Origin of the sequence: Flavobacterium sp. (genome assembly GCF_039932285.1) — a bacterium.
Classification (GTDB): domain Bacteria; phylum Bacteroidota; class Bacteroidia; order Flavobacteriales; family Flavobacteriaceae; genus Flavobacterium.
This window is the reverse complement of the sequence record NZ_JBDTQE010000044.1, coordinates 1-22,654: the sequence shown is the minus strand read 5'-3', so window position 1 is coordinate 22,654 and position 22,654 is coordinate 1. Positions and strand designations below refer to the sequence as shown.

Genomic DNA, 22,654 nt, shown 5'->3' with positions numbered 1-22,654 from the left:
CCCCAAGCCGCTAGAGAAATGTCTTTTACTTTGAAAGCCACATAAGGCATAGTCGCTGTACTCATATTTATAGTATATTTGTATTATAAAATTTTTGCAAATTTACGGAATAAGTTTATAAAAAAACTAATTTCAGGGATATTTATATATTGTTTAACGGTCTAATTTATAGACCACTAATTACTGTTTTTTTCAGGAGCTATTCCCGCTATCCGTTGCAATCTTTTCTTTTTTAAAGAAAAAAAGAAAAGGATTTTCACTGCTATCGGGGCTAAAAATCAATTTCATAACATGCCTTTACATAAAATAATAACACACGATTCGGCAACCAAAATTTATATTTGGAAAATCGAAGAATCCTTCGAAGATTTATTTGATGAAGTTGTTCTTAACGACATAAACCTCATCAGGTTAAACACGATGAAATCTGAAATGCACCAGCGAGGATTTTTAAGCGTTAGAAAACTATTACAAGAAGCGGGTTATTCTGATTTTGACCTACATTATGGTCAAGACGGAAAACCGCATCTGAAACATTCCTTTGAAAAAAATAAAGACGAAAAATTTATTTCTATATCACATTCTTTCGAATTTTCAACAATTATAATAAGCGACAAACCCGTAGGAATCGATATCGAATTGGCTAAAGAAAAAGTCTTAAAAATCGCATCTCGCTTTATGGATATCTCACATCTGGAAGGTTTATCAGAAGAAGAGCAAATTAGAAAAGCAACCGTTGTTTGGGGGATTAAAGAGTCTGTTTTTAAAATTAAAAACGAAAAAGGCATTAGTTTTCCGGATCATATTTTCGAAAACGCTTTTTTATTATCTGACAAAAGAGCAACTGCTCAATTATCTTTTAACAATCTCATTGAATCTTTTGACATCTTTTTTGAAGAAATAGATTCGAATAATGACCAAAATTATATTTTGGTTTATGCATTCGAAAATTAGAAGTAAATAAAATGAGTACTATTTACAACCAAATTTTACAAGCCAAAGCAAAAAACGAGAAATTACTTGCTATTCTTCTGGATCCTGATAAAATTGATTTAGACAATATTCAAAAATTAATCGAGAAAATAAACCAATCGCCAGCGACACATGTTTTTGTTGGTGGAAGTCTTGTAGAAAATAACATTCTTGATGAATTGGTTTTAGAAATTAAGAAAAACTGCGAATTACCCATTTTACTTTTCCCAGGAAATCCCTCGCAAATATCAGACAAAGCTGATGCAATTTTGTTTCTGTCTTTAATCTCAGGGAGGAACTCAGATTATCTCATAGAACATCAGGTAAACGCAGTTCCGATTTTAAATAGAACCAATCTCGAAGTTATTTCAACAGGATATATACTCATAGAAAGCGGTGAGAAAACAGCTGTAGAACGTGTAAGCAAAACAAAACCCTTGCCAAGAAATAATCAAGAATATATTCTTCAGACAGCACAAGCTGGCGAAATGTTAGGAAAAAAACTTATTTATTTAGAAGCGGGAAGTGGTGCTAAATTTTCTGTTTCTAAAGAAATCATTACATTAGTTTCTCAAAACATCAAGATTCCATTAATTGTTGGTGGCGGAATCAGATCTTTATTGGAAATCGAAAATGCACACAATCATGGTGCCGATTTAGTAGTTATAGGAACTGCTTTTGAAAACAATTTGAATTTTTTTAATCAAAAAGGATAACCTTACAGATGCTAGAATATTTATTTTCACAATATAAAGATTACCCAACCTACGAAATTGCACTTGAATTAATTGCTATATTTTTTGGATTATGGAGTGTTTGGTGTGCTAAAAAAGACAATATATGGGTTTTCCCTACCGGATTAGTTAGCACATTTATATATGCTTATTTACTCTGGAAATGGAATTTATTAGGAGACTCGATGATAAATGGTTATTATTTTGTCATGAGTATTTACGGCTGGTATCATTGGACTCGAAAAAAAGGAGAAGTCGAGGAATTTCCAATTTCAACAATAACGAATAAAGAGAAAATAATAGGACTTATTATTTTTGTATTAACACTCATTTTTGTTATCATTGTGTATCTTTATTTTGGCAAATTTAGTAATTGGTATTCTTATGTAGACACTTTTTTAACAGCAATATTCTTTGTTGGAATGTGGCTCATGGCTAAAAGAAAAATTGAGAATTGGATTTTCTGGATTGTGGGTGATCTAATCTCAATTCCTTTGTATTTTGCAAAAGGATATACATTTACAAGTTTACAGTTTCTAGTATTTACAATTGTTGCCGTTTATGGCTATTTAGAATGGAAGAGAGTATTACAACAAAAAATAGGTTAATAGAAACTTATGGTTTCACCACCTCCGATTTTCAGCAAATTGAGGAAAAAGGGATTTTATTAGACAACATTTCAAAGCAGCTTTTTATTTTTAGAAATAGAATTCCAAAAATTATTTTACAAAATCCTGCCACTTTGCAAAACGGAATTTGGGATTTATCCGAAGCCGAATTTAAAGAAAAGGTTGTCTTTTTTGATGAAATAAAATCCGTTTTAAAACTAGAAAAATTCGTTCCAGCTTCTGGAGCAGCAAGCAGAATGTTTCAATTTTTGAGTGAATTTCTGAATAATTTTGATGTTGAAACCGATACTATAAACGGATATATAAATAAAAATCAAGCCACGAGTCTTACTGTTTTTTTAACAGGAATGGAAAAATTTCCTTTTTTTGAAGCTATAAATAAAAAACTCGAGGTAGCTTTTCCAGACTTTTATAGCTGGAAAACAGATAAGAAAAATTATTACTTTATAAAATATTTAATTGGTTCAGAAAACTCCGATTTTGCTAACAAACCAAAAGGGATTTTGCCTTTTCATCAATATAAAAATCATATTGCTACACCTATTGAAGAACACCTAAACGAAAGTGCTTTTTATGCATCATCAAACGGAATTTCTAATTTACATTTTACCGTTTCAGAAGAACATCAAAAACAATTTGAGGCTATTTTATCTACAGTAAAAAGCAAAATAGAATCCGACAATAACACTAAAATAAACATTAGTTTTTCTTATCAAAACCAAAAAACAGATACACTTGCTGTCGATTTGCAGAACAATCCTTTTCGTGACAACAACGAAAGACTAATCTTCAGACCTGGTGGACATGGCGCTTTAATTGAAAATTTAAATAATATCGATGCAGATATTATTTTTATCAAAAACATAGACAATGTGATTCAAAATCATATTGAAACCATAGCACTTTATAAAAAAGCATTAGCAGGAATTTTGATACAATTGCAAAATCAGATTTTCACTTATTTAAAAGAAATACAAAGCAATTTAATCACCGAAAAAGAAATTGAAACAATTGTTTCTTTTGCAAAAAACAAACTTAACATTGTAATTTCAAATGATTTTGAAAAAACTACTTTTCATGATAAAATTGCCTATATAAAAGAGATTCTCAACAAGCCAATTCGTGTTTGCGGTATGGTAAAAAACGAAAATGAACCTGGTGGTGGACCGTTTTGGATTCGTAACACAAATGGAAGTATCTCGTTGCAAATTGTAGAAAGTTCTCAGATAGACTTAAAGGACGAAAAACAACTACAACTATTTCAATCTGCAACTCATTTTAATCCAGTTGATATTGTTTGTGGAATTAAAAATTATAATGGTGAAAAATTTAACCTTCATGAATTTATAGATGAAAATAGCGGTTTTATAGTCGAAAAAAATAAAAACGGAACGAATTATAAAGCTTATGAATTACCAGGTTTGTGGAATGGTGGAATGGCAAATTGGCTCACGGTTTTTGTAGAAGTGCCGCTTATCACTTTCAATCCTGTAAAAACAGTAAACGATTTGCTAAAACCAACGCACCAACCACAATAATGGAAATAGAAAAAGTAATAACGGAGTTAACTTATAAAGCTGTAAGAAGTTCAGGAGCTGGTGGTCAAAATGTAAACAAAGTATCTAGCAAAGTAGTTTTGAGTTTCGATTTACAGAATTCTAAAGCACTTTCGGAAGAAGAAAAAGAATTAATTTCAGTAAAACTATCCTCAAGATTAACTTCAGAAAATATACTAATTTTAAATTGTGACGAAGACCGAAGCCAACTAAAAAACAAAGCTATCGTTACGAAAAGGTTTCTAGAATTAATTAAAAATGCTTTAATTATTCCTAAAATAAGAAAAGCGACTAAAGTCCCAAAATCTGTAATTAGAAAAAGGATAAAAGACAAGAAAAATATTTCTGAAGTTAAAAATAACAGGAAGAAACCTGATTTTGATTAAATTTATTTCTTAAACGCATTTAAAGCATTTCTTGTAAACTCTGACAAGACTAATTTCCCTGAAATGGCAGCCCTATCGTACAATAAAACATCCCAATGAGAGGTGTTTTCCCAGAAAACCCCCTTCATTTCTTGCAAAGCTTCTGGATTATAAGAAGCTAATTTAGACGTAAATACTGTTAATGCAGCACCTAAATCTTCTGTCGACGAAAAAATTTCAGAATACAATCCGTTTTCAAAAGCCCATTTAGCACTTTTCCAATCATGAGCCGCTAATGCAAGTTGCGACATCGCCGTTTTTCCTATTTTTCTAGAAACTGCGGGTTCAATTACAAATGGCCCTATTCCTATTGCAAGTTCGGATAATTTTACCGAAGCGTTATCGGTTGCAAATACATAATCGCAAGCAGAAGCAAGACCAACTCCACCACCAACTGCTTTGCCTTGCACACGACCCACAATAATTTTTTTGCAAGTTCTCATCGCATTTATCACATTAGCAAAACCACTAAAAAAAAGTTTTCCTTCATCAAAATTATTTATAGAAAGTAATTCGTCAAATGAAGCTCCAGCACAAAAAGTACCATTGCCTTCACTTTTTAGAATTATTACCGAAACGGATTCATTTTCACTCAATAAATTTAGCTCGCTTGTCAAATCCTTCAATAAGTTACTTGGAAAAGAATTGCTGGCAGGATGGCTAAATGTAATTGTTGCAATTTTATTATCAATAGTAGTTGCAATAAATCCGTTTGAGCTTAATGTGTTCATTTTATTTTTTTAGAACTGTAAATATAAAAATTAAACCTAAAAAAAAACATCCGCCGAAGCAGATGTTATATTTTTATTTTCCTTTGTTTGCTTCAGCAACATATTTCTCTAAAGCCATTGTCATAGAAGGTGTTTCTGGTGTTGGTGCCAGAATATCTATTCTTAAACCATGCTCTAAAGCTTCTTTTTGAGTTGTACTTCCAAAAACTGCTATCCGAGTATTATTTTGTTCAAAATCTGGAAAGTTTTTAAACAATGATTTTATTCCTGTTGGACTAAAAAATGCCAAGACATCGTAGTAAACATCTTTTAAGTCTGATAAATCACTCATTACTGTTTTATAGAATGTTCCAACAGTCCAGTCTACCTTCAAATTATTTAAAGTTTGAGGTATATCTGCATTTAGTTGGTCTGACGATGGTAAAAGATATTTTTCTTCTTTATACTTTTTAAATAAAGTAGACATATCTACAAAGTCTTTTTGGCCCACATATATTTTACGTTTTCTGTACACCACATACTTTTGAAGATAAAATGCCACTGCTTCCGATTGGCAAAAATATTTCAAATCTTCGGGTACTTTATAACGCATTTCTTCTGCCACTCTAAAAAAGTGATCTACAGAGCTTTTACTGGTTAAAATAATAGCAGTAAAATTGTTCAAATCTATTTTTTGTGAGCGAATATCTTTTGCTAAGACACCTTCCACATGAATAAATGGTCTGAAATCAACTTTAACCTTGTGCTTATTTTGTAACTCAAAATAAGGAGAGTTTTCAACCTTTGGTTCGGGTTGCGAAACTAAAATTGTTTTCACTTTCATATTAAACATTTTCTAAATGCACTAGCTTTTTGTAATAATATAATACATAAAGTAATAGGGCGCAATTTCGAGTGCGCAAATATATAAAATAAAATAAAACAACTTACTTAATAATAACTTTTGATAATTCTTTAATGAAAGTAAATAAGTTACCGCATTAATTATCAATAACATAATCATAACGCCAATTATAGTGTAAGTATTCATAATATTTGTGTAATACATGATTATATTAACGGGCAATAACAACAAACCTATATAAGTTCTATAGCTTACTTTAAATAAATTGAACTGTTCTATAAAATTTTCGATGTTAAATGAGGTGGCAATAATTTTCTCGATCAAGAATTTTGATAAGATAAAAAAACTTAAAAAAGTAAATATTTGTATAAATGTGACCCAGTTTGTTTTAGTCGTATATCCATAATAACTTAAAACCAATTGTAAGAAAAAGGATAATGAAATAAGCTGAACAACAAATAGAAGTATTGTAAACCAACTCATTAAATTGCTACTGTCTTTATATATTTTTAAGTATTTATCATTAATTAATAAATTTATAAAATCTCTAAAACGATTTTCGAAAGCAGTTTTAGTAACAACAACTAATGCAAAAGCAATAACAAATAAGATGGTTACCCAATCTTTGTTTTCAACAATTCGAGGAATAAGTTCAGTTTTACTCATAATGCAAAATTACAAATTTTTTAAACTATTATTTAATTATAAATAATTTAAGAAACTCATTTGCTAAAAAGCTTATTTTTGCATCAGAATTTTACATTATGAAAGACGGAATTGTAATAATACCAACGTATAACGAAATAGAAAATATCGAAATTATCATTCGAACAGTCTTCTCGTTACCAAAAAAATTTCACGTTTTAATTGTTGATGACAATTCGCCTGACGGAACTTCTAACAAAGTAATCGAGTTACAACAAGAATTTAGTGACGGATTATTTCTTGAAACAAGAAAAGAAAAATCAGGATTAGGAACAGCTTATGTGCATGGTTTTAAATGGGCATTACAACATGATTACGAATATATTTTCGAAATGGATGCCGATTTTTCTCATAATCCTGCCGATTTAGAAAAACTATATAACGCTTGTAATACTGAGAAAGCTGGAATGGCAATAGGTTCTCGTTATGTAACGGGCGTAAATGTTGTAAACTGGCCACTAAACCGAGTGCTTATGTCTTATTTTGCTTCGGTATATGTGCGATTTATAACTGGAATGAAAATTCACGATGCGACTGCTGGTTTTATTTGTTACCGAAGAGAAGTTTTAGAAACTATTGATTTAGATAAAATAAAATTTACAGGTTATGCGTTTCAAATAGAAATGAAGTATCGTACCTTTATAAACCACTTCAAAATTACAGAAGTTCCTATTATATTTACCGACAGAACTAAAGGTGAATCTAAAATGAGTAATGCTATCATAAAGGAAGCTATATTTGGTGTAATTATGCTTCGAGTGAGAAAAATATTCAATCGATTGTAAGTTTGACTTTATCGAAATCTTAAATAACAAAAAAATGAAACAAGTTTTAATAAAGAATGCAAAAATTGTCAACGAAGGAATCATATTTGAAGGCGATGTTCTTATTGAAAATGAATTTATTATAGAAATTGGAGAAAACATAAGCCCAAAATCGTCTGATTGTAAAATTATTGATGCCGAAGGGAATTATTTAATTCCTGGAATGATAGACGACCAAGTGCATTTTCGTGAACCAGGACTTACTCATAAAGGCGATATTGCTTCAGAATCTCGTGCAGCCATTGCAGGCGGAATTACTTCCTATATCGAGCAACCCAACACCGTTCCCAATGCGGTAACACAGGAATTATTAGAGCAAAAATACCAAATCGCAGCCCAATCATCGTATGCAAATTACTCATTTATGATGGGTGCCACAAACGATAATTTAGAAGAAGTTCTAAAAACCAATCCCAAAAATGTAGCAGGAATTAAAATTTTCTTAGGCTCATCAACAGGAAATATGTTAGTAGATAATGAAGCTGTTTTAGAAAAAATATTTTCGAGTACAAAAATGCTTATTGCGGTACATTGTGAAGACGAAACTACTATAAAAAATAATTTAGAAAAATACAAAGCAGAATACGGCGACGATATCCCAATGGAATTTCACCATCTTATTCGCAGCGAAGAAGCTTGTTATATATCGTCATCAAAAGCAGTGGCGTTGGCACAAAAAACAGGAGCAAGACTACACATATTTCATGTTTCGACAGCAAAAGAAACTACACTTTTCTCTCACATTCCAGTAGAAGACAAGCAAATTACTGCCGAAGTTTGTATTCATCACTTGTGGTTTACTAACGATGATTATGCAAAAAAAGGGACGCTTATAAAATGGAATCCATCGGTAAAAACCCAAGCTGACAAAGACGAATTATGGAAAGCACTACTGGATGGCAGAATAGATGTTATTGCAACCGATCATGCACCACACACAATAGAAGAAAAACACAATCCTTATACTACAGCACCATCTGGCGGACCTTTAGTACAACATGCCTTAGTGGCTATGTTTGAAGCTTTTCATCAGGGAAAAATCTCGATTCAAAAAATAGTAGAAAAAACGGCGCATAATCCCGCTAAAATTTTCAAAATAGACCTTCGTGGTTTTATAAAAGTAGGTTACTATGCCGATTTAGCTATTGTAAACATAGGAATGCCGTGGCGAGTAAACAAAGACAATATTTTATACAAATGTGGTTGGTCACCATTTGAAGATTTCACTTTTAAATCTAGAATTACACACACTTTTGTAAACGGAGAATTAGTTTTTCATAACTTTAAAACCAAAGAAATTCATTGCGGCAAGCGATTAGAATTTAACAGATAATCCGATGAAGAAAATTATTTTATTACTATCAATATTAATTTTTATTAGTGCTTGTTCTAATAAAAATGAAATTCAGAAACCTGCAAAACCAATAGACAAAGCGGTAATGGAAAATATCTTGTACGATTTAGCTTTATTACAAGCACTAAAGAGTTATAGTCCTGAGAAACTTACAAAAAATAATATAGATTCGAAAACTTATATTTATCAGAAGTACAAAATAGATAGTGTACAGTTTTTAGAAAACAACAAATATTTTGCCTCGGATATTGAAACTTACAAACTAATGTTCGAAAATGTATCTAACAGACTACAAAAGGAAAAAAGTCAAATAGACACAATTCTAAATAAAGAATCTAAAATTAAAGCTAAAAAAATACGTGATTCAATAATAAAATCTTCTAAAAACTCTAAAAAAGAATCTAAAATCATTGCTAGAGGCTAGTTATTCTAAGGATTTTATATAATCTTCTATAACTTCAAAATGATAATCTAATTCTTTTAAAATTTTATGATTTGAATACAAATCGATTGAGTGTAAAGAATTTGCTAAATCTCTTGTTAGAGTTCTTTTTTTACCAAAAAAAGTTGACAAGAACCAATCTGCTCTCCAAGTAATACTGGTCAATGATTTACCTGCATACAATTTTGGCTTTTTTACCTGCAATGCTTCGGCAATAGTAGAAACTATATCTTCATAAGTTTTATTCTCCGAAATTAAAATGAATTTTTCGTTTGTAGTATTACTTTCCATCAATAGAAACAAAATATTTACAACATCCTTTACCGAAATAAATCCTGTACTTCCTTTAGTATAAAAAGGCAAACCATTTTTTACTTTAGTATAAATTTCTCCACTGCCATCTGTCCAAAAAAGTGGACCAAGAATAACGCCAGGATTAACAACAATTATATCAAGGCCTTCTTGTTGTGCACGCCAAACTTCCATTTCGGCGCCATATTTGGAAATAGCATAATCACTATGTTGCATTTCTGGATTCCATTCACATTCTTCTGTAACAATCGTCTCATGAGGAGCTAAATCTCCCAAAGCAGCAATAGAACTCACATAACAAAGTTTTTTTATTTTAAAATCAATGCAAAAACTAATAATATTTTGAGTTCCTTCTATATTTATTTTTCTAAGATTTTCCTCCTCTTTTGGGTCGAAATAAATTAAAGCAGCACAATGATATACATAATTAACATCCAGAAAAGCAACTTCCAGAGAAGGAATATCTAGAATATCAGCTTTACACCAATGTATTCTGGCAAACAATTCTTGTTTATTATAGTATTCGAAAACTATTTTTACTTTTTGTTTTCCGTTTTCGTTTCTAAATAAGGCTTTCACTGTTTGACCTTGCTCTAATAAATGCAAAATCAAATGCGAACCCACCAATCCTGTTGCTCCTGTAACTAATACCATAAAAACAAAATTACGAATTACGAATTATGAATTACGATTTTTTTGGATTAATAGAATAATTAAAATCGATTTTGATTTTGTTATTAAAATTGATTTTTGACATTGTCATTGAATTGTTATCTTTGTCGAAATTGATTTTGAAAATGAAGAATTTAGTTGAAGAATTAAAATGGAGAGGCTTGTTTCATGACATGATGCCTGGAACCGAAGAACAATTATCAAAAGAGTCTACGACCGCTTATATAGGATTTGATCCCACTGCCGATTCCTTACACATAGGAAGCATGGTTCAAATCATACTATTAGTTCATTTGAAAAATTTTGGACACAAACCTATCGCATTAATAGGTGGCGCAACTGGAATGATAGGCGATCCTTCAGGAAAAAGTGACGAAAGAAATCTGCTAGATGAAGCCACTTTGAATAAAAATGTTGCTGGAATAAAAGCAGTTTTATCTAGTTTTTTAGATTTTAACACTACCGATGCAAATGCCCCAATTTTAGTAAATAACTACGACTGGATGAAAGATTTTTCGTTTATCGATTTTGCTCGTGATATAGGAAAAAGAATCACGGTAAACTATATGATGAGTAAAGATTCTGTCAAAAAACGCTTGGGAGCAGAAGGAGAAGGCATGTCATTTACAGAGTTTACTTACCAATTAATACAAGGTTATGATTTTCAGTATTTGTATAAAAATTATAATTGTTTGTTGCAAATGGGTGGCTCAGACCAATGGGGAAATATTACCACAGGAACCGAGTTAGTTCGTAGAATGAATGGTGAAGGAGCAAAAGCTTATGCACTAACTACGCCACTAATTACAAAAGCTGATGGTTCTAAATTTGGAAAATCTGAAGGTGGAAATGTTTGGCTAACTGCTGATAAAACTTCTGTTTATAAATTTTACCAATTTTGGTTAAATACTTCCGATGAAGATGCCGAAAAATACATCAAAATTTTCACCTTTTTAGATAAAAATACGATTGATGGTTTGATTGAAGAACACAAAATAGCACCCCATTTACGTGTTTTGCAACGCAAACTAACCGAAGAAATTACAACACTAGTTCATGGGGCTGCCGAATTGGAAAAAGCAATAAAAGCGTCCAATATTTTGTTTGGTAATTCTACTTCTGATGATTTGAAAGGATTGGATGCTGCCACTTTTTTAGAAATTTTTGATGGTGTTCCGCAAGCTGAAATTTCAAAATCTGATATTGAAGCTGGGATACATATTGTTGAGGTACTGAACGAAAAATCAGGGTTTTTAAAATCTAATGGGGAAGCCAGAAGAGCACTCACCGCTAATTCTATTTCAGTAAATAAAGAAAAAGTAACCGAAGAATTTATACTTTCATCAAAAGACATGATAAACAATCAATTTGTATTGTTACAAAGTGGGAAGAAAAATTATTTTGTTTTGAGTGTGAGATAAACGAGATTATTTTTAAACAAAAAAGGTTTGATAATTAAACCAAACCTTTTTGTTTAAAAAACTAATTCAAATAAATATTTCCCAAATATTTTATTTATAAATCAAGTTTTTATTTTTTAATACAATCTAACTAAGGTAATCTCTCCGTTACCAGAAATTGAACCTGAAGCAATTGGAGCGGTAACTTCACTACCTACCCTTATACCAACAATATCGTTTAGATTAAAATAGCCCACAAATGAGCCCGAAACTTCATGATAAGGAAGCTGGTAAACATAAGTAGAGTTTATTGCTTGAGGTCCATTCGTGTTGTCTCTATCTAAAAAATCTGTTTTTTGATTTTGAAGAATAGCGCCACTTGTTTTATTATATAAATAGGCTCTAGTGTCTAAAACTTTTGCTTCATTGCATGGTTCTGTACATGATAAAAACCAATTGTTATTTGCATTAACAAAATATGTTACAAGATAATATCCAGCTGTGGATACTGTTATATTTGAAGTAGCAATATCAATAATTGAACCTTGTGAAGATGTTGAAATCCCGAAAGAAGTTTTATTGTAGGAATTAGTTGCCGCCACAACTGGAGTTACCCAAGTTGCATTACCAGAAGCATCAGAAGTTAATACTTTACCTGTTCCAGCTCCTGTAGTTACTTGTAAATTTATTGTTTTTGTTTTACCAATCACGTCCAACTTTGCCGTTGGAATTGAAAGACCAATGCCTACATTTCCAAAATTATTATTGTATATATCAGTCCCATTTGCACCCCATTGAGAAGATGATCCTGAGTTTGAAGCAAAAAAAGCATATGGCACACTTAAAAATTGAGATGTTCCAGTAATTGTATAATTAGTTCCCCCAGTTGGATCCGTTTCGGTTTTAATGAAATAAGCATTAGTTCCCCAACTGATAGATGCAAATGTTCCACTTACGACCACTCCGGCTCCAATTTCTAAGGTTACTAATCCATTAACGTTGGTTGTTGCCGTTTGCGTTTCCACATAAACCGCTGTTCCAGTTGCCGTTCCTTGCAAAATACTGATTCTCATTGCTAAATTGGCGTTGGTTATCAAAGTATTTCCTGCATTTCTAATGACTGCTTGATAGCTCATTTTTTGTGGTGCCTGTGCATTCATTGTGATTGCAAAAAACGACACGACTAATAGTATAATTATTTTCTTCATGATGTTTAGTTTTTAATTATTTTGAATGTTTTTAGTTCTTTAGTAGCTGAATTTACTTTTAATATGTAAGTTGATTTCGAATAACTTCCCATATTAAGAATAGTTTCTTCATTTGAAATTTTTCCTTCATTTATCAGTTTCCCTTGAATATCATAAAGCTGATAATTTAAATTTTCCAAATCAAAATCGGAGATTTTCAAAGTTACGTTTACCGTTGTTGGATTAGGATAAATGATGGCTTCCAATTTGATGTTGGTAAATTCTGCTCCGCTCAAAGTGACAATTTCAAAAGGCTGTTCTACGCCTTGTGTTACTATTCCAGTAGCTCCAGTTTGTGTTGTATAAACAACCTGACCTATAGCATAACTGCTATTTCCTCCAGCTCCTGAAGCGTTTCCACCTGAAGCGTTGGTCGTTTGTTGCGCCATTAATTTGGGCACACAAAACAAGATAATTATTAGGATGATTTTTTTCATAATTTATTTTGTAGTTTTTTATTGAAAACAAAGTTGATTCATTTTTGAACTTCAAAAAACCACAAAAGGACGAACGTCATTTTAAATACACGAACGATGTATTGTAACCCAAAAAAGGTCTAACTTTCGTTGAACCTTTTCATAAAAAAACATAAAAACGACTTCATTGATATTTTTATTATTTATTTTCAATTTTTTCTAATCTTTTTAAAATTTCGGCATTGATTGTTTCCAACGATTTTATTTTTTCGTTTTGAGTTTTAATAGCTTCTATTAATAATGGAGTTATTGCAGCATAATCAACAAAGTAATCGCCAGTTTCGCTTTTTTGAACTGCTTCGGGTAAAACTTTTTCTAATTCTTGCGCTAACACTCCACTTGATTTTATAGGTTTGTCTCCTTTTTCTATTTCGCTTGGTAATAATTTGAATTGATAGGTGTAACCACTTATTTGAGAAATTTTTTCAAGTGCATTTTCAATTTTAACAACGTTTTCTTTTTTATTTTTATCAGAAACTTGAAAATATTGCCCGTTTTCATCGATATAAGCTCTTTCTGCTGCAAAATCATAAGGATTTCCGTTGTTGTCAGACCATTTGTCTTCGTCTACAAACCTTACAAGCCTTCCGTCATCTCCTGGCGCCCATATAGTTACGTTATTTCCGTCACCTCGAATCCCACCAGTATCGAATCCACCTTCTTTAGAAGACAACATAAAATCATCTGAAGTTGGGCTAGCTGTCGTAAAATTTAAGTTTGCATCTTGACCATGAACAAAAATGTTACTGTTTTTAACTTGTAATTCATTGCCTACTGTAGCAACATTATTAACTTTAATCCTTCCATTTACTTTTACTAAATCATTATCGAATTCTCCGTAAATTAATGGCGTTGCTGAATTACTATTTTCGATATACAATCTATTAGAACCTATTTCATTATAACCAGCTTGATAACCAATAGCTACATTTCCGGAGCCAGACACATTATTAACTAATGATCGATATCCAACGGCTACATTGCTGTAACCCGTTCTATTTGTAGTTAACGCAAAATTTCCAATAGCTGTATTTTGTATTCCATTAATGATACTTGTTGGATTATTACTGTATAGCGCATCTACTCCTACAGCAACATTATCAGTATCATAAGCCACACCACCGTTATTAAAACTTTGAGAAGCCAATGCCCTATAACCCATAGCAGTATTATTGTTGGAAGTTTTATTGGAAAGCATTGCTGCATTTCCAAAAGCAGTATTTTCGTGCCCAGTGGTATTACCCTCGAGCACACGATAACCAAAACCCGAATTAGCATCTCCGGAAGTATTTTGCATTAGAACTTCTGAACCAAAGGCAGCATTTTGACTACCAGTTGTATTAGCTGCCATAGAAAGCCATCCGAACGCATTGTTTGAACCACCAGTTGATAATGGATTTAGCGCACTTTCACCGAAGGAATTATTAGATATTCCTATATATCCCGCTCGAACATTAAATCTTTTAAAAACTATATCATTATTATCTGTTGTTCCAAGAAAATTAGTAGCTGGGTTGGTGCCAGAATTTCCAGTAGTTTTCCAAGTAAAACCGTTTAAAGCTGTGTTTGGATTTTGCCAAGTTCCGTTTCCAGCTACATCAGAAGAAACCAAAATTGCACCTATTGTGGCACCAGTAGTTACTTGCAAATTGGTCGTTTTTGTTTTTCCCGCTACTTCTAATTTTTCGGTAGGAACAGGAACTCCAATACCTATTTTTCCTAGTGCTGTTGTGCTCATCGTTGTTCCATAAATCACATTTCCGATAGACATTTGATTGTCTGCCGTGCCATCTGGCACATCGGTACCATTACCGATTGCTATATTATTATTACCTATACTTATAGTACTACCTGCAGAATCTCCGACAGCCACGTTATTGGATCCTGAAGCAGATAGTAACGATTCAGTTCCGACGGCTGTGTTGCTAGTTCCAGAAATTCCACTTTCTAAACTAGAATTTCCTATAGCTACATTTCTACTACCCATTGTGTTTCGGTTCATTACATCGGCACCAATACCTACATTACTCGAACCATTTGTATTCGCAATCAATGATCCAGCACCTACAGCTACATTAGAAGTTCCCGTCGTATTATCACGTAGCGTAGCAGAACCAAATGCAGTGTTCAAAGCATTCGACGTATTGGTTTGCATGGATTGATTTCCGAAAGAGGTATTAGTTTGATCAATTATTCCAGAAACGAGATTATTTCTTTTAAACACAAAGTTAGTGTCATCGGTTGTTCCAATGAAATTTGTTCCTGCAGTTGTTCCTGTATTTCCGGTTAAATCCCAACCTGATATAGAAGTTCCATCTCCTAATCCTTTCCAGTTCACTGTAGTATTGTCCCAATAATAAAATCCAGGTTGTTTTCCTGCGGAAATCGTAGTCAAATAGATCATCATTCCTTGTTGTGCCACCGTTGGATTTGTAATTGGGAAAGCATCGATTTTCGGGATTAGAATTCCATCGGTATTGCTTGGTGTAGCTTGGTTGCTCGATTTTATATCTAATTGTGCATTGGGCGAAGTTGTATTTATTCCAACTTGGGAAAATATAACTTGGGAAATACAAATCAAGGCCAAAATAAGTAATATCTTTTTCATTAGAACGAAAATTAAGTGATTGTGTTCAAATTTGAACAAACCTAAGTCATCCATAAATTTTAAAAAAGGACAAAAGGACGAACGACATTTTAAATATACGAATGACAGCTTTTTTTCGCAATTGCGAAGTTTGTTATAAGTTCACGTTTTCGTTTAGCAAGAATTTTTATCTTTAACAGAAAACATAAAGTTCCGAACCTCGCAACCACGACAAGCGCCAGAACGTTACCTGCCATTTTCGCTCACGAAACCGCTAAATAAAAATCTATAAAATTATTACATTTGCAGTATGCAAAAAATATTTCCATTTTACTCAATCGGACATTTTATTAACCAACACACAAATCCAACAGAATTTGAAATTATGCGGTTTGAAGAAATGGAAGAACCCAATGTAGATGATATTCATAAACATACATTCTACGAGATTCTTTGGACTGAAAAAGGTATTAGCAAACAAACAATAGACTATACAGAATACGAAGTTTTACCAAATAGTTTGTTTTTTATTTCTCCAAATCAAGTGCATCAATTTGAGGAATGGAAACCTTTAAAAGGAGGAACAATTCTTTTTACAGAAGATTTCTTTTTATTAAATCAAAATAACAAAGACCAACTTTTTGAATTAAGTTTTTTAGATAACCTTCATGCAAATCCCTGCATTCAATTAACCGAAAAAGATTTTGTCGAAGTTAAAGAAACAATCGATTTAATTTCAAGAGAACAAAAACGAAGTGATAAAAATCAAACAATAACCCAGTCATTATTACTTATTTTATTGACTCAGGTTCAACGTTATGTCGATAATGATACACTCCACCCGATATCGAAAAAATATTTAGTTATTTTTAAAAAATTTAAAAATTTGTTAGAAGAAAATTTCACAAATAACCTAACTGCAAAATACTTTGCCGAAAAATTAAATATAACTCCTCATCATTTAAACGTTATTTCAAAAAACGTAACGGGTAAAACTGCTACAGAAATAATCAGGGCAAGAAGTATTTTAGAAGCGAAACGATTACTAACTTTCACAGACAACACCATATCTGAAATTGCTTTTTTTTTAAATTATTCCGATAGCTCTTACTTCGCAAAAGTTTTTAAGATGGAAACAAATCAAACTCCAATACTGTTTAAAAATGAAATGTCCGAAAAATACCGAAAAAAGAATTCTTTGTCATAACAGTTAATAGCACTCTTTCTCAATCTTTGCATTGTCAATATTGACAAATAAAAAAGTAAATTTATTACAATGCAGGAACAAAAAAATTGGGTTTTAGACCCTAGTCATACGAAAATTGGATTTAGCGTAAGACATTTTGGTATAACAGAAACTGATGGTTTCTTCAAAGAATATGCAGGAACTGTAAAGGCTTCAAAAGATGATTTTTCCGATTTAGAAGTAAGCGTAACTGTGCAAATAGACAGCATAATTACCAATGATGCACAGCGTGACGCTCACTTAAAAGCTGATGACTTTTTTAATGCTGAAAAATTTCCTGAAATGAAATTTGAAAGTACAAAATTGGAATCTACAACAACAGCTAATGAATATAAGTTAAACGGAAATTTAACTATCAGAGACATCACAAAGCCAGTAGTTTTTGATTTAGAATTTGCTGGTGTCGTTCCTAAAGACCCATTCGGAAATACAAAAGCAGGATTTTTTATATCAGGAAGTATAAACAGACAAGATTTTGGTTTGTCATTTAATGTATTACTTGGTACAGGAAATTTAGCAGTTTCTGACAAAGTAAAAATTAACATTCCTTTTCAACTTCTAAAAGTAGTATAACTATGAAAAATAGAATTTGGTTTATAACAGGAATTTCAAGCGGTTTGGGCAAGGCAATTGCCCAAACTGTTATTGAACAAGGAGATTTTGTAATTGGCACTTTTCGCAATCAAGCACAGACTGATGCTTTTAATAACGAAAATCAAAACAAAGCATTTGCTTTAACTCTTGACATTACAATACCTGAAGAAATTAACAATGCATTTCAAATCATAAAAGACAAATTTGAGCGAATTGATGTTTTGGTAAATAATGCGGGACTTGGCTTTGCAGGTGCTATTGAAGAAACAAGTAATGAGGAAACAAGACAAGTTTTTGAAGCAAATTTCTTCGGAACTTTGCAAGTTACTCAAATGGCATTACCAATTTTTCGTAAACAAAAAAGTGGACATATCATTCAAATTTCTTCTCACGGTGGTTTCAAAGCCTTTCAGGGTTTCGGTATTTACAATGCAAGTAAGTTTGCAGTTGAAGGATTCAGCGAGGCATTGGCGCAAGAAGTTACACCTTTAGGAATAAAAGTAACACTTGTTGAACCAGGACCTTTCCGAACCAATTTTGCAGGAAAATCATTCAGACAAGCTGAAACAATCATTGCAGACTATAATGAAACGGCAGGGGTTTTTCGAGAAAGGATAAAAGCTGTAGATGGCAAACAAGAAGGCGACCCAACCAAAGCAGCTAAAGCAATTTTTGATATTACAAATTTAGAAAATCCACCGTTGAGATTACCTTTAGGAAAAATTGCAATTATTTCACTAACAACAAAGTTAGAAAGTGTAAAAAATGATATTGAAAACTTTAAAGAAATTGCTGAAAATGCTATTTTTTAAAGGGATTGAGTTCAATAAAATAAAAAATTAATACCCTATATATCAAGCAATTGATGATTTTTTGATAAGTTCACGTCTTGCAAGAATTTTTATCTTTAATAGAAAATAATCAGTTCCGAAGTTTGCAACTGACGCGAAGTAGCGGAACGTTGCAGTCATTGTTGCGAGACTTAGAAAAATCAAGTAAATTATTTCAATAAAAACAAATTATGATTCCAATAAACAAAATATTATTTTTTGCATTAACTGCTTTAGTTCTTGTAATTAGCCCTGGTCCAAATATGATTTATCTAATTTCTAGAACTATAACACAAGGAAGAAAAGCAGGGTTAGTATCTCTTGCAGGAGTAATTTGTGGATTTTTATTTCACATCGTTATGATTTCATTTGGTTTGACAGCAGTTCTTTTTGCAGTACCATTTGCTTATACAATTTTAAAAACTTTAGGAGTTGTTTATCTTTTGTATTTGGCATTTCAATTTGTAAAACCCAATAGTAAAAATATTTTTGAAGCAAATACAGAATTAGAATTTGACAAACCAAGAAAATTATTTAGTATTGGGTTTTTGACGAATGTACTTAATCCAAAAGTAGCAGTATTCTATTTGTCTTTCTTTCCGCAATTTATAAAACCAGATACGGTTCAATAATGACACAAAGTTTACAGCTCGGATTGACTCAAATTATTGTGAGTTTCAGTGTTAACTTCATTATTGTCTTAACAGCAGCAAAAACAGCTTTATTTTTTGCACGAAAACCGAGTTGGATAAAAATTCAGAAATGGTTTATGGCAAGTGTGTTGACAGCTCTAGCAGTAAAAATGGCATTTACAAAAGCAAAATAAATTTAATAAAAAAAACAACGAACTGCCAACACACGTTTTGCGCTATTGCGAATTTTTTCCAAGACGGAGGTTTTTCTTTAGCAAGAAATTTTATCTAGTGGAAAATATTGCTTTACTTCTCCCCTAACCAAGCCCCAAGACGTTAACCTCCATTTTAAAAAAAATGTGAAACTATGTAACAAATTAGAATTAATTTGCACTCATTAGTATCAATCATCAATCAAAATCAATCAAAATCAATGAAATCAAAAATCACAAACATCGCTTTAAGTCTTTTGACTTACTTAAGTGTATCTGCGCAAAAAAACGAATTTGTAAAACAGGATAGTATTATTTATCCAATACATAAATCAAACATTGGTAATGTTGCATTTATGTCACAAACAATTGCAATAGAAAACTTTAAGCAAACAGATTTTTTACAAACATTTGAACTTAAAGAAAAAACAGACCTAAACATTCGAGTTTTTTTAGGTAAATCTTTGACAAATTATCTTCATTTATTATCACCAAATTCAACTGCTGAGGAATTAACTAAAAATGGAAATTATCAATTTACTTTTTATGTCGATAGCAAAAAAATTTATGTTGAAAACCTAAATATTGGTGCAGGAAGTGCAGAAAGTAAAAATCAAAGAACAATTTTCAGAGTTCCGTTAATAAGTTCAATTAATGAAGATTCTTGGGGTAAATTTCTTTGGAATAGATTTTTTGGCAATGGCGGACAAGATGCCCTTTCAGAAGGAGAACATATTCTTCAAATTGAAATCAGACCATATTTAAACATAACAGAAGTTATGACAGGCGACATAATTGCTGAAGGAAAATTGAAGATAATCGTTCCTGAAATAAAAATTAACGAACAACTTGTTAAAGTTCAATTGATTAAACCAACCAAAGATTGGCAGATTTCATCTGATAAAATTGATGTTGCTAAACTAGAGGAATTGAATAGAAAGATTGCAAAACAAACATATAAAAATGTTACGAGTATAGTTGCTATAAAGGAGGGAAAAATTTTAATTGAAGAATATTTCAATGGCGCAAATAGAAAAACGCTTCACGACACACGTTCTGTTGGAAAATCATTTGCTTCAACTCTTTTAGGAATTGCAATAAAAGACAAGTACATAAAAAGTGAAACCCAAACATTAAAAGATTTTTATAATTTAAAATCTTTTCAAAATTATTCTACATCAAAAGATAACATAACATTGAAAAGTTTACTTACAATGAGTTCGACTTTTGAAGGTTCTGATATCAATTCTGAATCAATTGGTAACGAAGAAAATATGTATCCTACTAAAAATTGGGTTGACTTTACATTAAATCTTCCAGTTGATAAAACAAAACAACTAAATAAGCAATGGGATTATTTTACAGCAGGCTGTATAGTTTTAGGCGACATAATTGATAAATCCGTACCAAATGGTTTAGAACAATATGCTGACAAAAATTTATTTCGTCCATTAAACATCATAAACTACAAATGGCAATTTACACCACAAAAAGTAGCAAATACGGCAGGAAGTTTACAATTGAGTTCATTGGATTATGCCAAATATGGACAATTATATAAAAATCAAGGAACTTGGAATGGAAAACAAATTTTATCACAAGAATGGATAGCAAAAAGTTTATCACATCAAATGACAATATCAGAAAATGAATTTTATGGATATCTATTTTGGAATAAAACTTACAAAATAAATGGCTTAGATTATGAAGTTTACTACTCTAGCGGGAATGGTGGAAATAGAATTTTTATTTTCAAAAACCAGCCTATAGTGATTGTAATTACTTCAACGGCATACAATACACCACACGGAGAAAAACAAATTGAAAAAATTATGCAGGAATATTTAATAGAAGCAATAACGAAATAAAAAACGTCGGCTAATAACCTTGACGTGATTGGGGACTTAGTGTAATTAGCGTTTTTTTACTACATTTACGTTAAGCCGAAAACAATCGGTTTCAAAAGTCCCCAACCTCGGAAAGCGCCAAGACATTGACGAAAAGGCTAATACAAACTGCAAGAATCAACAAGAAAAATGATAAATATAAATACACTTAATTTTTTAACAGATTTGAAATCTAACAGTTCAAAAGAATGGCTAGATGAAAATAAGAAAGTGTATGAAAATGCTAAAAATGATATTCTAAATTTAACGGCAGAATTGATTAATTTTATTTCCGAAAATGATAAAACAATATCAAACGCTTTACTTGATCCAAAAAAATGGATAACAAGACTTAATAGAGATTTAAGATTGCAAAAGACAAAACATCTTACAAAACTGACTATTATATAGTGTTAAATAAAAATGGAAAAAATAGCTCCTCAGCATTTTATTATTTGCATATCGAACCTGGAAATTGTTTTGTTGGTGGTGGAGTTTATAATCCACAACCTGAAGAGTTAAAAAAATCCGAAAAGAAATTAACTTTTTTTACGAAGACTGGAATGAATTAATAAATGACAAAACATTCAAAAAAATATAAGAAATTTCCTGAATTAACGTTTTTCTTTCGCAATAAAATTAATAGTGAAAGAAAAACCGACTTTTTACTTAAATTTTTAATGACGACTCTTCTCTAAACAAATCTACTAGACCAGACAGTAACGACATCCTTTTACTTTTTTCCCTATAAAGCAAAAGATATAGCGAATGGCGGGAATAGCCATAAATAAGAATTCTCAATGCGATTATAGTTAAAACTGATTTTTAAAAGACAAACTATCCTAAATGAAACTTTTCTCATCTTGTTTTGTAAGTTTTTTTCTAATCAACAATTGCTAATTCACCCTTATTTTATTAAGTTATCTGTTTATAATTCTCTTTTTACTTTAATCATGAATGTTAAATTTTTTTATAATCGACTGATTTTTATATGTATGCATATAAAAATCATTTTAAGTACTATTCTATTTTGGAAAACGTTTCTAAATAGTGGACAAATTATTTAAATTTGCAGCTTCAAAAAAACCCCAAATTATGATTAAAAAAGTACTTTTATTAGGATTATTAGTTTGTTCTATGACAATGGTCGCTCAAACTGAAGGAGACACAAAAACTCAAAAAAAAGAAAGTTGGTATTTTAAAGCAGGAGGATCTTACTTCTTACAAACTGCTGCAACTGAATTTCCAATTGTAAATAGTCAATTACCGAACTCAGATGTGTATGCTGATAATGGAACCACTTTGATTTCAAGAAAAACCAATCATGGATCTTTCGGAGAAGGA

The 22,654-nt window shown here is 31.4% G+C and carries 22 protein-coding genes and 2 pseudogenes; 17 read left to right on the top strand and 7 right to left on the bottom strand.

Translation table 11 applies throughout. The annotated features are described in order from the left end of the window. Positions 1-291: 291 nt before the first annotated feature. The 5 genes from ABI549_RS09190 to arfB are packed head-to-tail and all read left to right on the top strand — an operon-like array spanning position 292 to position 4,277. Positions 292-954 carry a 4'-phosphopantetheinyl transferase superfamily protein gene (locus ABI549_RS09190; protein WP_348076162.1) on the top strand — a complete coding sequence of 221 codons (663 nt, stop codon included), beginning with the start codon at positions 292-294 and terminating at the stop codon, positions 952-954. 11 nt (positions 955-965) lie between these two features. Continuing rightward, positions 966-1,688, top strand: a complete 723-nt coding sequence (locus ABI549_RS09185) for a geranylgeranylglyceryl/heptaprenylglyceryl phosphate synthase (protein ID WP_348076161.1) — start codon at positions 966-968, stop codon at positions 1,686-1,688. An 8-nt stretch (positions 1,689-1,696) separates the two neighbouring features. Beyond that, positions 1,697-2,314, top strand: coding sequence for a nicotinamide riboside transporter PnuC (pnuC, locus tag ABI549_RS09180; RefSeq protein WP_348076160.1), 618 nt, complete (start codon positions 1,697-1,699; stop codon positions 2,312-2,314). Beyond that, positions 2,281-3,873 (top strand): DUF4301 family protein, encoded by a 1,593-nt coding sequence (locus ABI549_RS09175; RefSeq protein WP_348076159.1) that lies wholly within the window; start codon positions 2,281-2,283, stop codon positions 3,871-3,873. Before pnuC ends, ABI549_RS09175 begins: the two co-directional genes overlap by 34 nt. Beyond that, entirely contained in the window at positions 3,873-4,277 is a 405-nt protein-coding gene (gene arfB, locus ABI549_RS09170; RefSeq protein ID WP_348076158.1) for an alternative ribosome rescue aminoacyl-tRNA hydrolase ArfB, read from the top strand. The genes ABI549_RS09175 and arfB overlap by 1 nt, the downstream gene beginning before the upstream one ends. A 2-nt stretch (positions 4,278-4,279) precedes the next feature. Here the strand turns inward: arfB and ABI549_RS09165 are convergent, their stop codons facing one another. From ABI549_RS09165 to ABI549_RS09155, 3 genes are all read right to left on the bottom strand, one after another. Beyond that, positions 4,280-5,047, bottom strand: a complete 768-nt coding sequence (locus ABI549_RS09165) for an enoyl-CoA hydratase/isomerase family protein (protein WP_348076157.1) — start codon at positions 5,045-5,047, stop codon at positions 4,280-4,282. Between the two features lie 73 nt (positions 5,048-5,120). Beyond that, on the bottom strand, positions 5,121-5,870 hold the full coding sequence (locus tag ABI549_RS09160; protein ID WP_348076156.1) for a uroporphyrinogen-III synthase: 750 nt from the start codon (positions 5,868-5,870) through the stop codon (positions 5,121-5,123). A 21-nt stretch (positions 5,871-5,891) separates the two neighbouring features. Then, on the bottom strand, positions 5,892-6,557 hold the full coding sequence (locus ABI549_RS09155; protein ID WP_348076155.1) for a DUF4271 domain-containing protein: 666 nt from the start codon (positions 6,555-6,557) through the stop codon (positions 5,892-5,894). A gap of 98 nt (positions 6,558-6,655) precedes the next feature. On the opposite strand from ABI549_RS09155, the gene ABI549_RS09150 reads away from it, so the two are divergent. The 3 genes from ABI549_RS09150 to ABI549_RS09140 are packed head-to-tail and all read left to right on the top strand — an operon-like array spanning position 6,656 to position 9,198. Next, the gene (locus tag ABI549_RS09150) at positions 6,656-7,381 is read left to right on the top strand and encodes a polyprenol monophosphomannose synthase (protein ID WP_348076154.1); all 726 of its coding nucleotides are present in this window, start codon (positions 6,656-6,658) and stop codon (positions 7,379-7,381) included. Between the two features lie 34 nt (positions 7,382-7,415). Further along, entirely contained in the window at positions 7,416-8,753 is a 1,338-nt protein-coding gene (locus ABI549_RS09145; protein WP_348076153.1) for a dihydroorotase, read from the top strand. Between the two features lie 4 nt (positions 8,754-8,757). Next, positions 8,758-9,198, top strand: coding sequence for a DUF4296 domain-containing protein (locus ABI549_RS09140; protein ID WP_348076152.1), 441 nt, complete (start codon positions 8,758-8,760; stop codon positions 9,196-9,198). Here the strand turns inward: ABI549_RS09140 and ABI549_RS09135 are convergent, their stop codons facing one another. Further along, the gene (locus ABI549_RS09135; RefSeq protein ID WP_348076151.1) at positions 9,199-10,182 is read right to left on the bottom strand and encodes an NAD-dependent epimerase/dehydratase family protein; all 984 of its coding nucleotides are present in this window, start codon (positions 10,180-10,182) and stop codon (positions 9,199-9,201) included. Positions 10,183-10,325: 143 nt separating this feature from the next. On the opposite strand from ABI549_RS09135, the gene tyrS reads away from it, so the two are divergent. Continuing rightward, complete coding sequence (gene tyrS, locus ABI549_RS09130) at positions 10,326-11,621, top strand: tyrosine--tRNA ligase (protein ID WP_348076150.1); 1,296 nt, start codon at positions 10,326-10,328, stop codon at positions 11,619-11,621. A gap of 116 nt (positions 11,622-11,737) precedes the next feature. Here tyrS and ABI549_RS09125 read toward each other — a convergent pair whose 3' ends face one another. The 3 genes from ABI549_RS09125 to ABI549_RS09115 form a co-directional block, all read right to left on the bottom strand. Next, positions 11,738-12,808 carry a hypothetical protein gene (locus ABI549_RS09125; protein WP_348076149.1) on the bottom strand — a complete coding sequence of 357 codons (1,071 nt, stop codon included), beginning with the start codon at positions 12,806-12,808 and terminating at the stop codon, positions 11,738-11,740. Positions 12,809-12,813: 5 nt separating this feature from the next. Next, positions 12,814-13,284, bottom strand: a complete 471-nt coding sequence (locus ABI549_RS09120) for a T9SS type A sorting domain-containing protein (RefSeq protein WP_348076148.1) — start codon at positions 13,282-13,284, stop codon at positions 12,814-12,816. A gap of 178 nt (positions 13,285-13,462) precedes the next feature. Continuing rightward, the gene (locus tag ABI549_RS09115) at positions 13,463-15,931 is read right to left on the bottom strand and encodes a tail fiber domain-containing protein (protein WP_348076147.1); all 2,469 of its coding nucleotides are present in this window, start codon (positions 15,929-15,931) and stop codon (positions 13,463-13,465) included. Positions 15,932-16,220: 289 nt separating this feature from the next. Between ABI549_RS09115 and ABI549_RS09110 the strand changes: the two genes are divergently transcribed. From ABI549_RS09110 to ABI549_RS09075, 8 genes and pseudogenes are all read left to right on the top strand, one after another. Beyond that, a complete protein-coding gene (locus tag ABI549_RS09110; protein ID WP_348076146.1) occupies positions 16,221-17,117 on the top strand; it encodes an AraC family transcriptional regulator in 897 nt (298 codons plus the stop codon). Between the two features lie 69 nt (positions 17,118-17,186). Beyond that, positions 17,187-17,729 carry a YceI family protein gene (locus ABI549_RS09105; RefSeq protein ID WP_348076145.1) on the top strand — a complete coding sequence of 181 codons (543 nt, stop codon included), beginning with the start codon at positions 17,187-17,189 and terminating at the stop codon, positions 17,727-17,729. A 2-nt stretch (positions 17,730-17,731) separates the two neighbouring features. Continuing rightward, entirely contained in the window at positions 17,732-18,562 is an 831-nt protein-coding gene (locus ABI549_RS09100; protein ID WP_348076144.1) for an oxidoreductase, read from the top strand. A gap of 209 nt (positions 18,563-18,771) precedes the next feature. Continuing rightward, positions 18,772-19,406 (top strand): annotated as a pseudogene (locus tag ABI549_RS09095) (LysE family translocator). A gap of 239 nt (positions 19,407-19,645) precedes the next feature. Further along, positions 19,646-21,292, top strand: coding sequence for a serine hydrolase (locus ABI549_RS09090; protein ID WP_348076143.1), 1,647 nt, complete (start codon positions 19,646-19,648; stop codon positions 21,290-21,292). A 168-nt stretch (positions 21,293-21,460) separates the two neighbouring features. Next, complete coding sequence (locus ABI549_RS09085; protein WP_348076142.1) at positions 21,461-21,721, top strand: DUF2461 family protein; 261 nt, start codon at positions 21,461-21,463, stop codon at positions 21,719-21,721. Next, on the top strand, positions 21,721-21,882 hold the full coding sequence (locus tag ABI549_RS09080; protein WP_348076141.1) for a DUF2461 family protein: 162 nt from the start codon (positions 21,721-21,723) through the stop codon (positions 21,880-21,882). The genes ABI549_RS09085 and ABI549_RS09080 overlap by 1 nt, the downstream gene beginning before the upstream one ends. Before the next feature lie 523 nt (positions 21,883-22,405). Beyond that, positions 22,406-22,654 (top strand): annotated as a pseudogene (locus ABI549_RS09075) (hypothetical protein); the annotation flags it as partial.

Coding starts and splice junctions, on each gene's coding strand:
- ABI549_RS09085 (WP_348076142.1), top strand. CDS start 21,461: ATGATAAATATAAATACACTTAATTTTTTAACAGATTTGAAATCTAAC.
- arfB (WP_348076158.1), top strand. CDS start 3,873: ATGGAAATAGAAAAAGTAATAACGGAGTTAACTTATAAAGCTGTAAGA.
- ABI549_RS09110 (WP_348076146.1), top strand. CDS start 16,221: ATGCAAAAAATATTTCCATTTTACTCAATCGGACATTTTATTAACCAA.
- ABI549_RS09160 (WP_348076156.1), bottom strand. CDS start 5,870: ATGAAAGTGAAAACAATTTTAGTTTCGCAACCCGAACCAAAGGTTGAA.
- ABI549_RS09115 (WP_348076147.1), bottom strand. CDS start 15,931: ATGAAAAAGATATTACTTATTTTGGCCTTGATTTGTATTTCCCAAGTT.
- ABI549_RS09105 (WP_348076145.1), top strand. CDS start 17,187: ATGCAGGAACAAAAAAATTGGGTTTTAGACCCTAGTCATACGAAAATT.
- ABI549_RS09190 (WP_348076162.1), top strand. CDS start 292: ATGCCTTTACATAAAATAATAACACACGATTCGGCAACCAAAATTTAT.
- ABI549_RS09175 (WP_348076159.1), top strand. CDS start 2,281: ATGGAAGAGAGTATTACAACAAAAAATAGGTTAATAGAAACTTATGGT.
- ABI549_RS09135 (WP_348076151.1), bottom strand. CDS start 10,182: ATGGTATTAGTTACAGGAGCAACAGGATTGGTGGGTTCGCATTTGATT.
- ABI549_RS09120 (WP_348076148.1), bottom strand. CDS start 13,284: ATGAAAAAAATCATCCTAATAATTATCTTGTTTTGTGTGCCCAAATTA.
- ABI549_RS09100 (WP_348076144.1), top strand. CDS start 17,732: ATGAAAAATAGAATTTGGTTTATAACAGGAATTTCAAGCGGTTTGGGC.
- ABI549_RS09185 (WP_348076161.1), top strand. CDS start 966: ATGAGTACTATTTACAACCAAATTTTACAAGCCAAAGCAAAAAACGAG.
- ABI549_RS09140 (WP_348076152.1), top strand. CDS start 8,758: ATGAAGAAAATTATTTTATTACTATCAATATTAATTTTTATTAGTGCT.
- ABI549_RS09090 (WP_348076143.1), top strand. CDS start 19,646: ATGAAATCAAAAATCACAAACATCGCTTTAAGTCTTTTGACTTACTTA.
- ABI549_RS09145 (WP_348076153.1), top strand. CDS start 7,416: ATGAAACAAGTTTTAATAAAGAATGCAAAAATTGTCAACGAAGGAATC.
- ABI549_RS09165 (WP_348076157.1), bottom strand. CDS start 5,047: ATGAACACATTAAGCTCAAACGGATTTATTGCAACTACTATTGATAAT.
- ABI549_RS09150 (WP_348076154.1), top strand. CDS start 6,656: ATGAAAGACGGAATTGTAATAATACCAACGTATAACGAAATAGAAAAT.
- ABI549_RS09155 (WP_348076155.1), bottom strand. CDS start 6,557: ATGAGTAAAACTGAACTTATTCCTCGAATTGTTGAAAACAAAGATTGG.
- tyrS (WP_348076150.1), top strand. CDS start 10,326: ATGAAGAATTTAGTTGAAGAATTAAAATGGAGAGGCTTGTTTCATGAC.
- ABI549_RS09125 (WP_348076149.1), bottom strand. CDS start 12,808: ATGAAGAAAATAATTATACTATTAGTCGTGTCGTTTTTTGCAATCACA.
- pnuC (WP_348076160.1), top strand. CDS start 1,697: ATGCTAGAATATTTATTTTCACAATATAAAGATTACCCAACCTACGAA.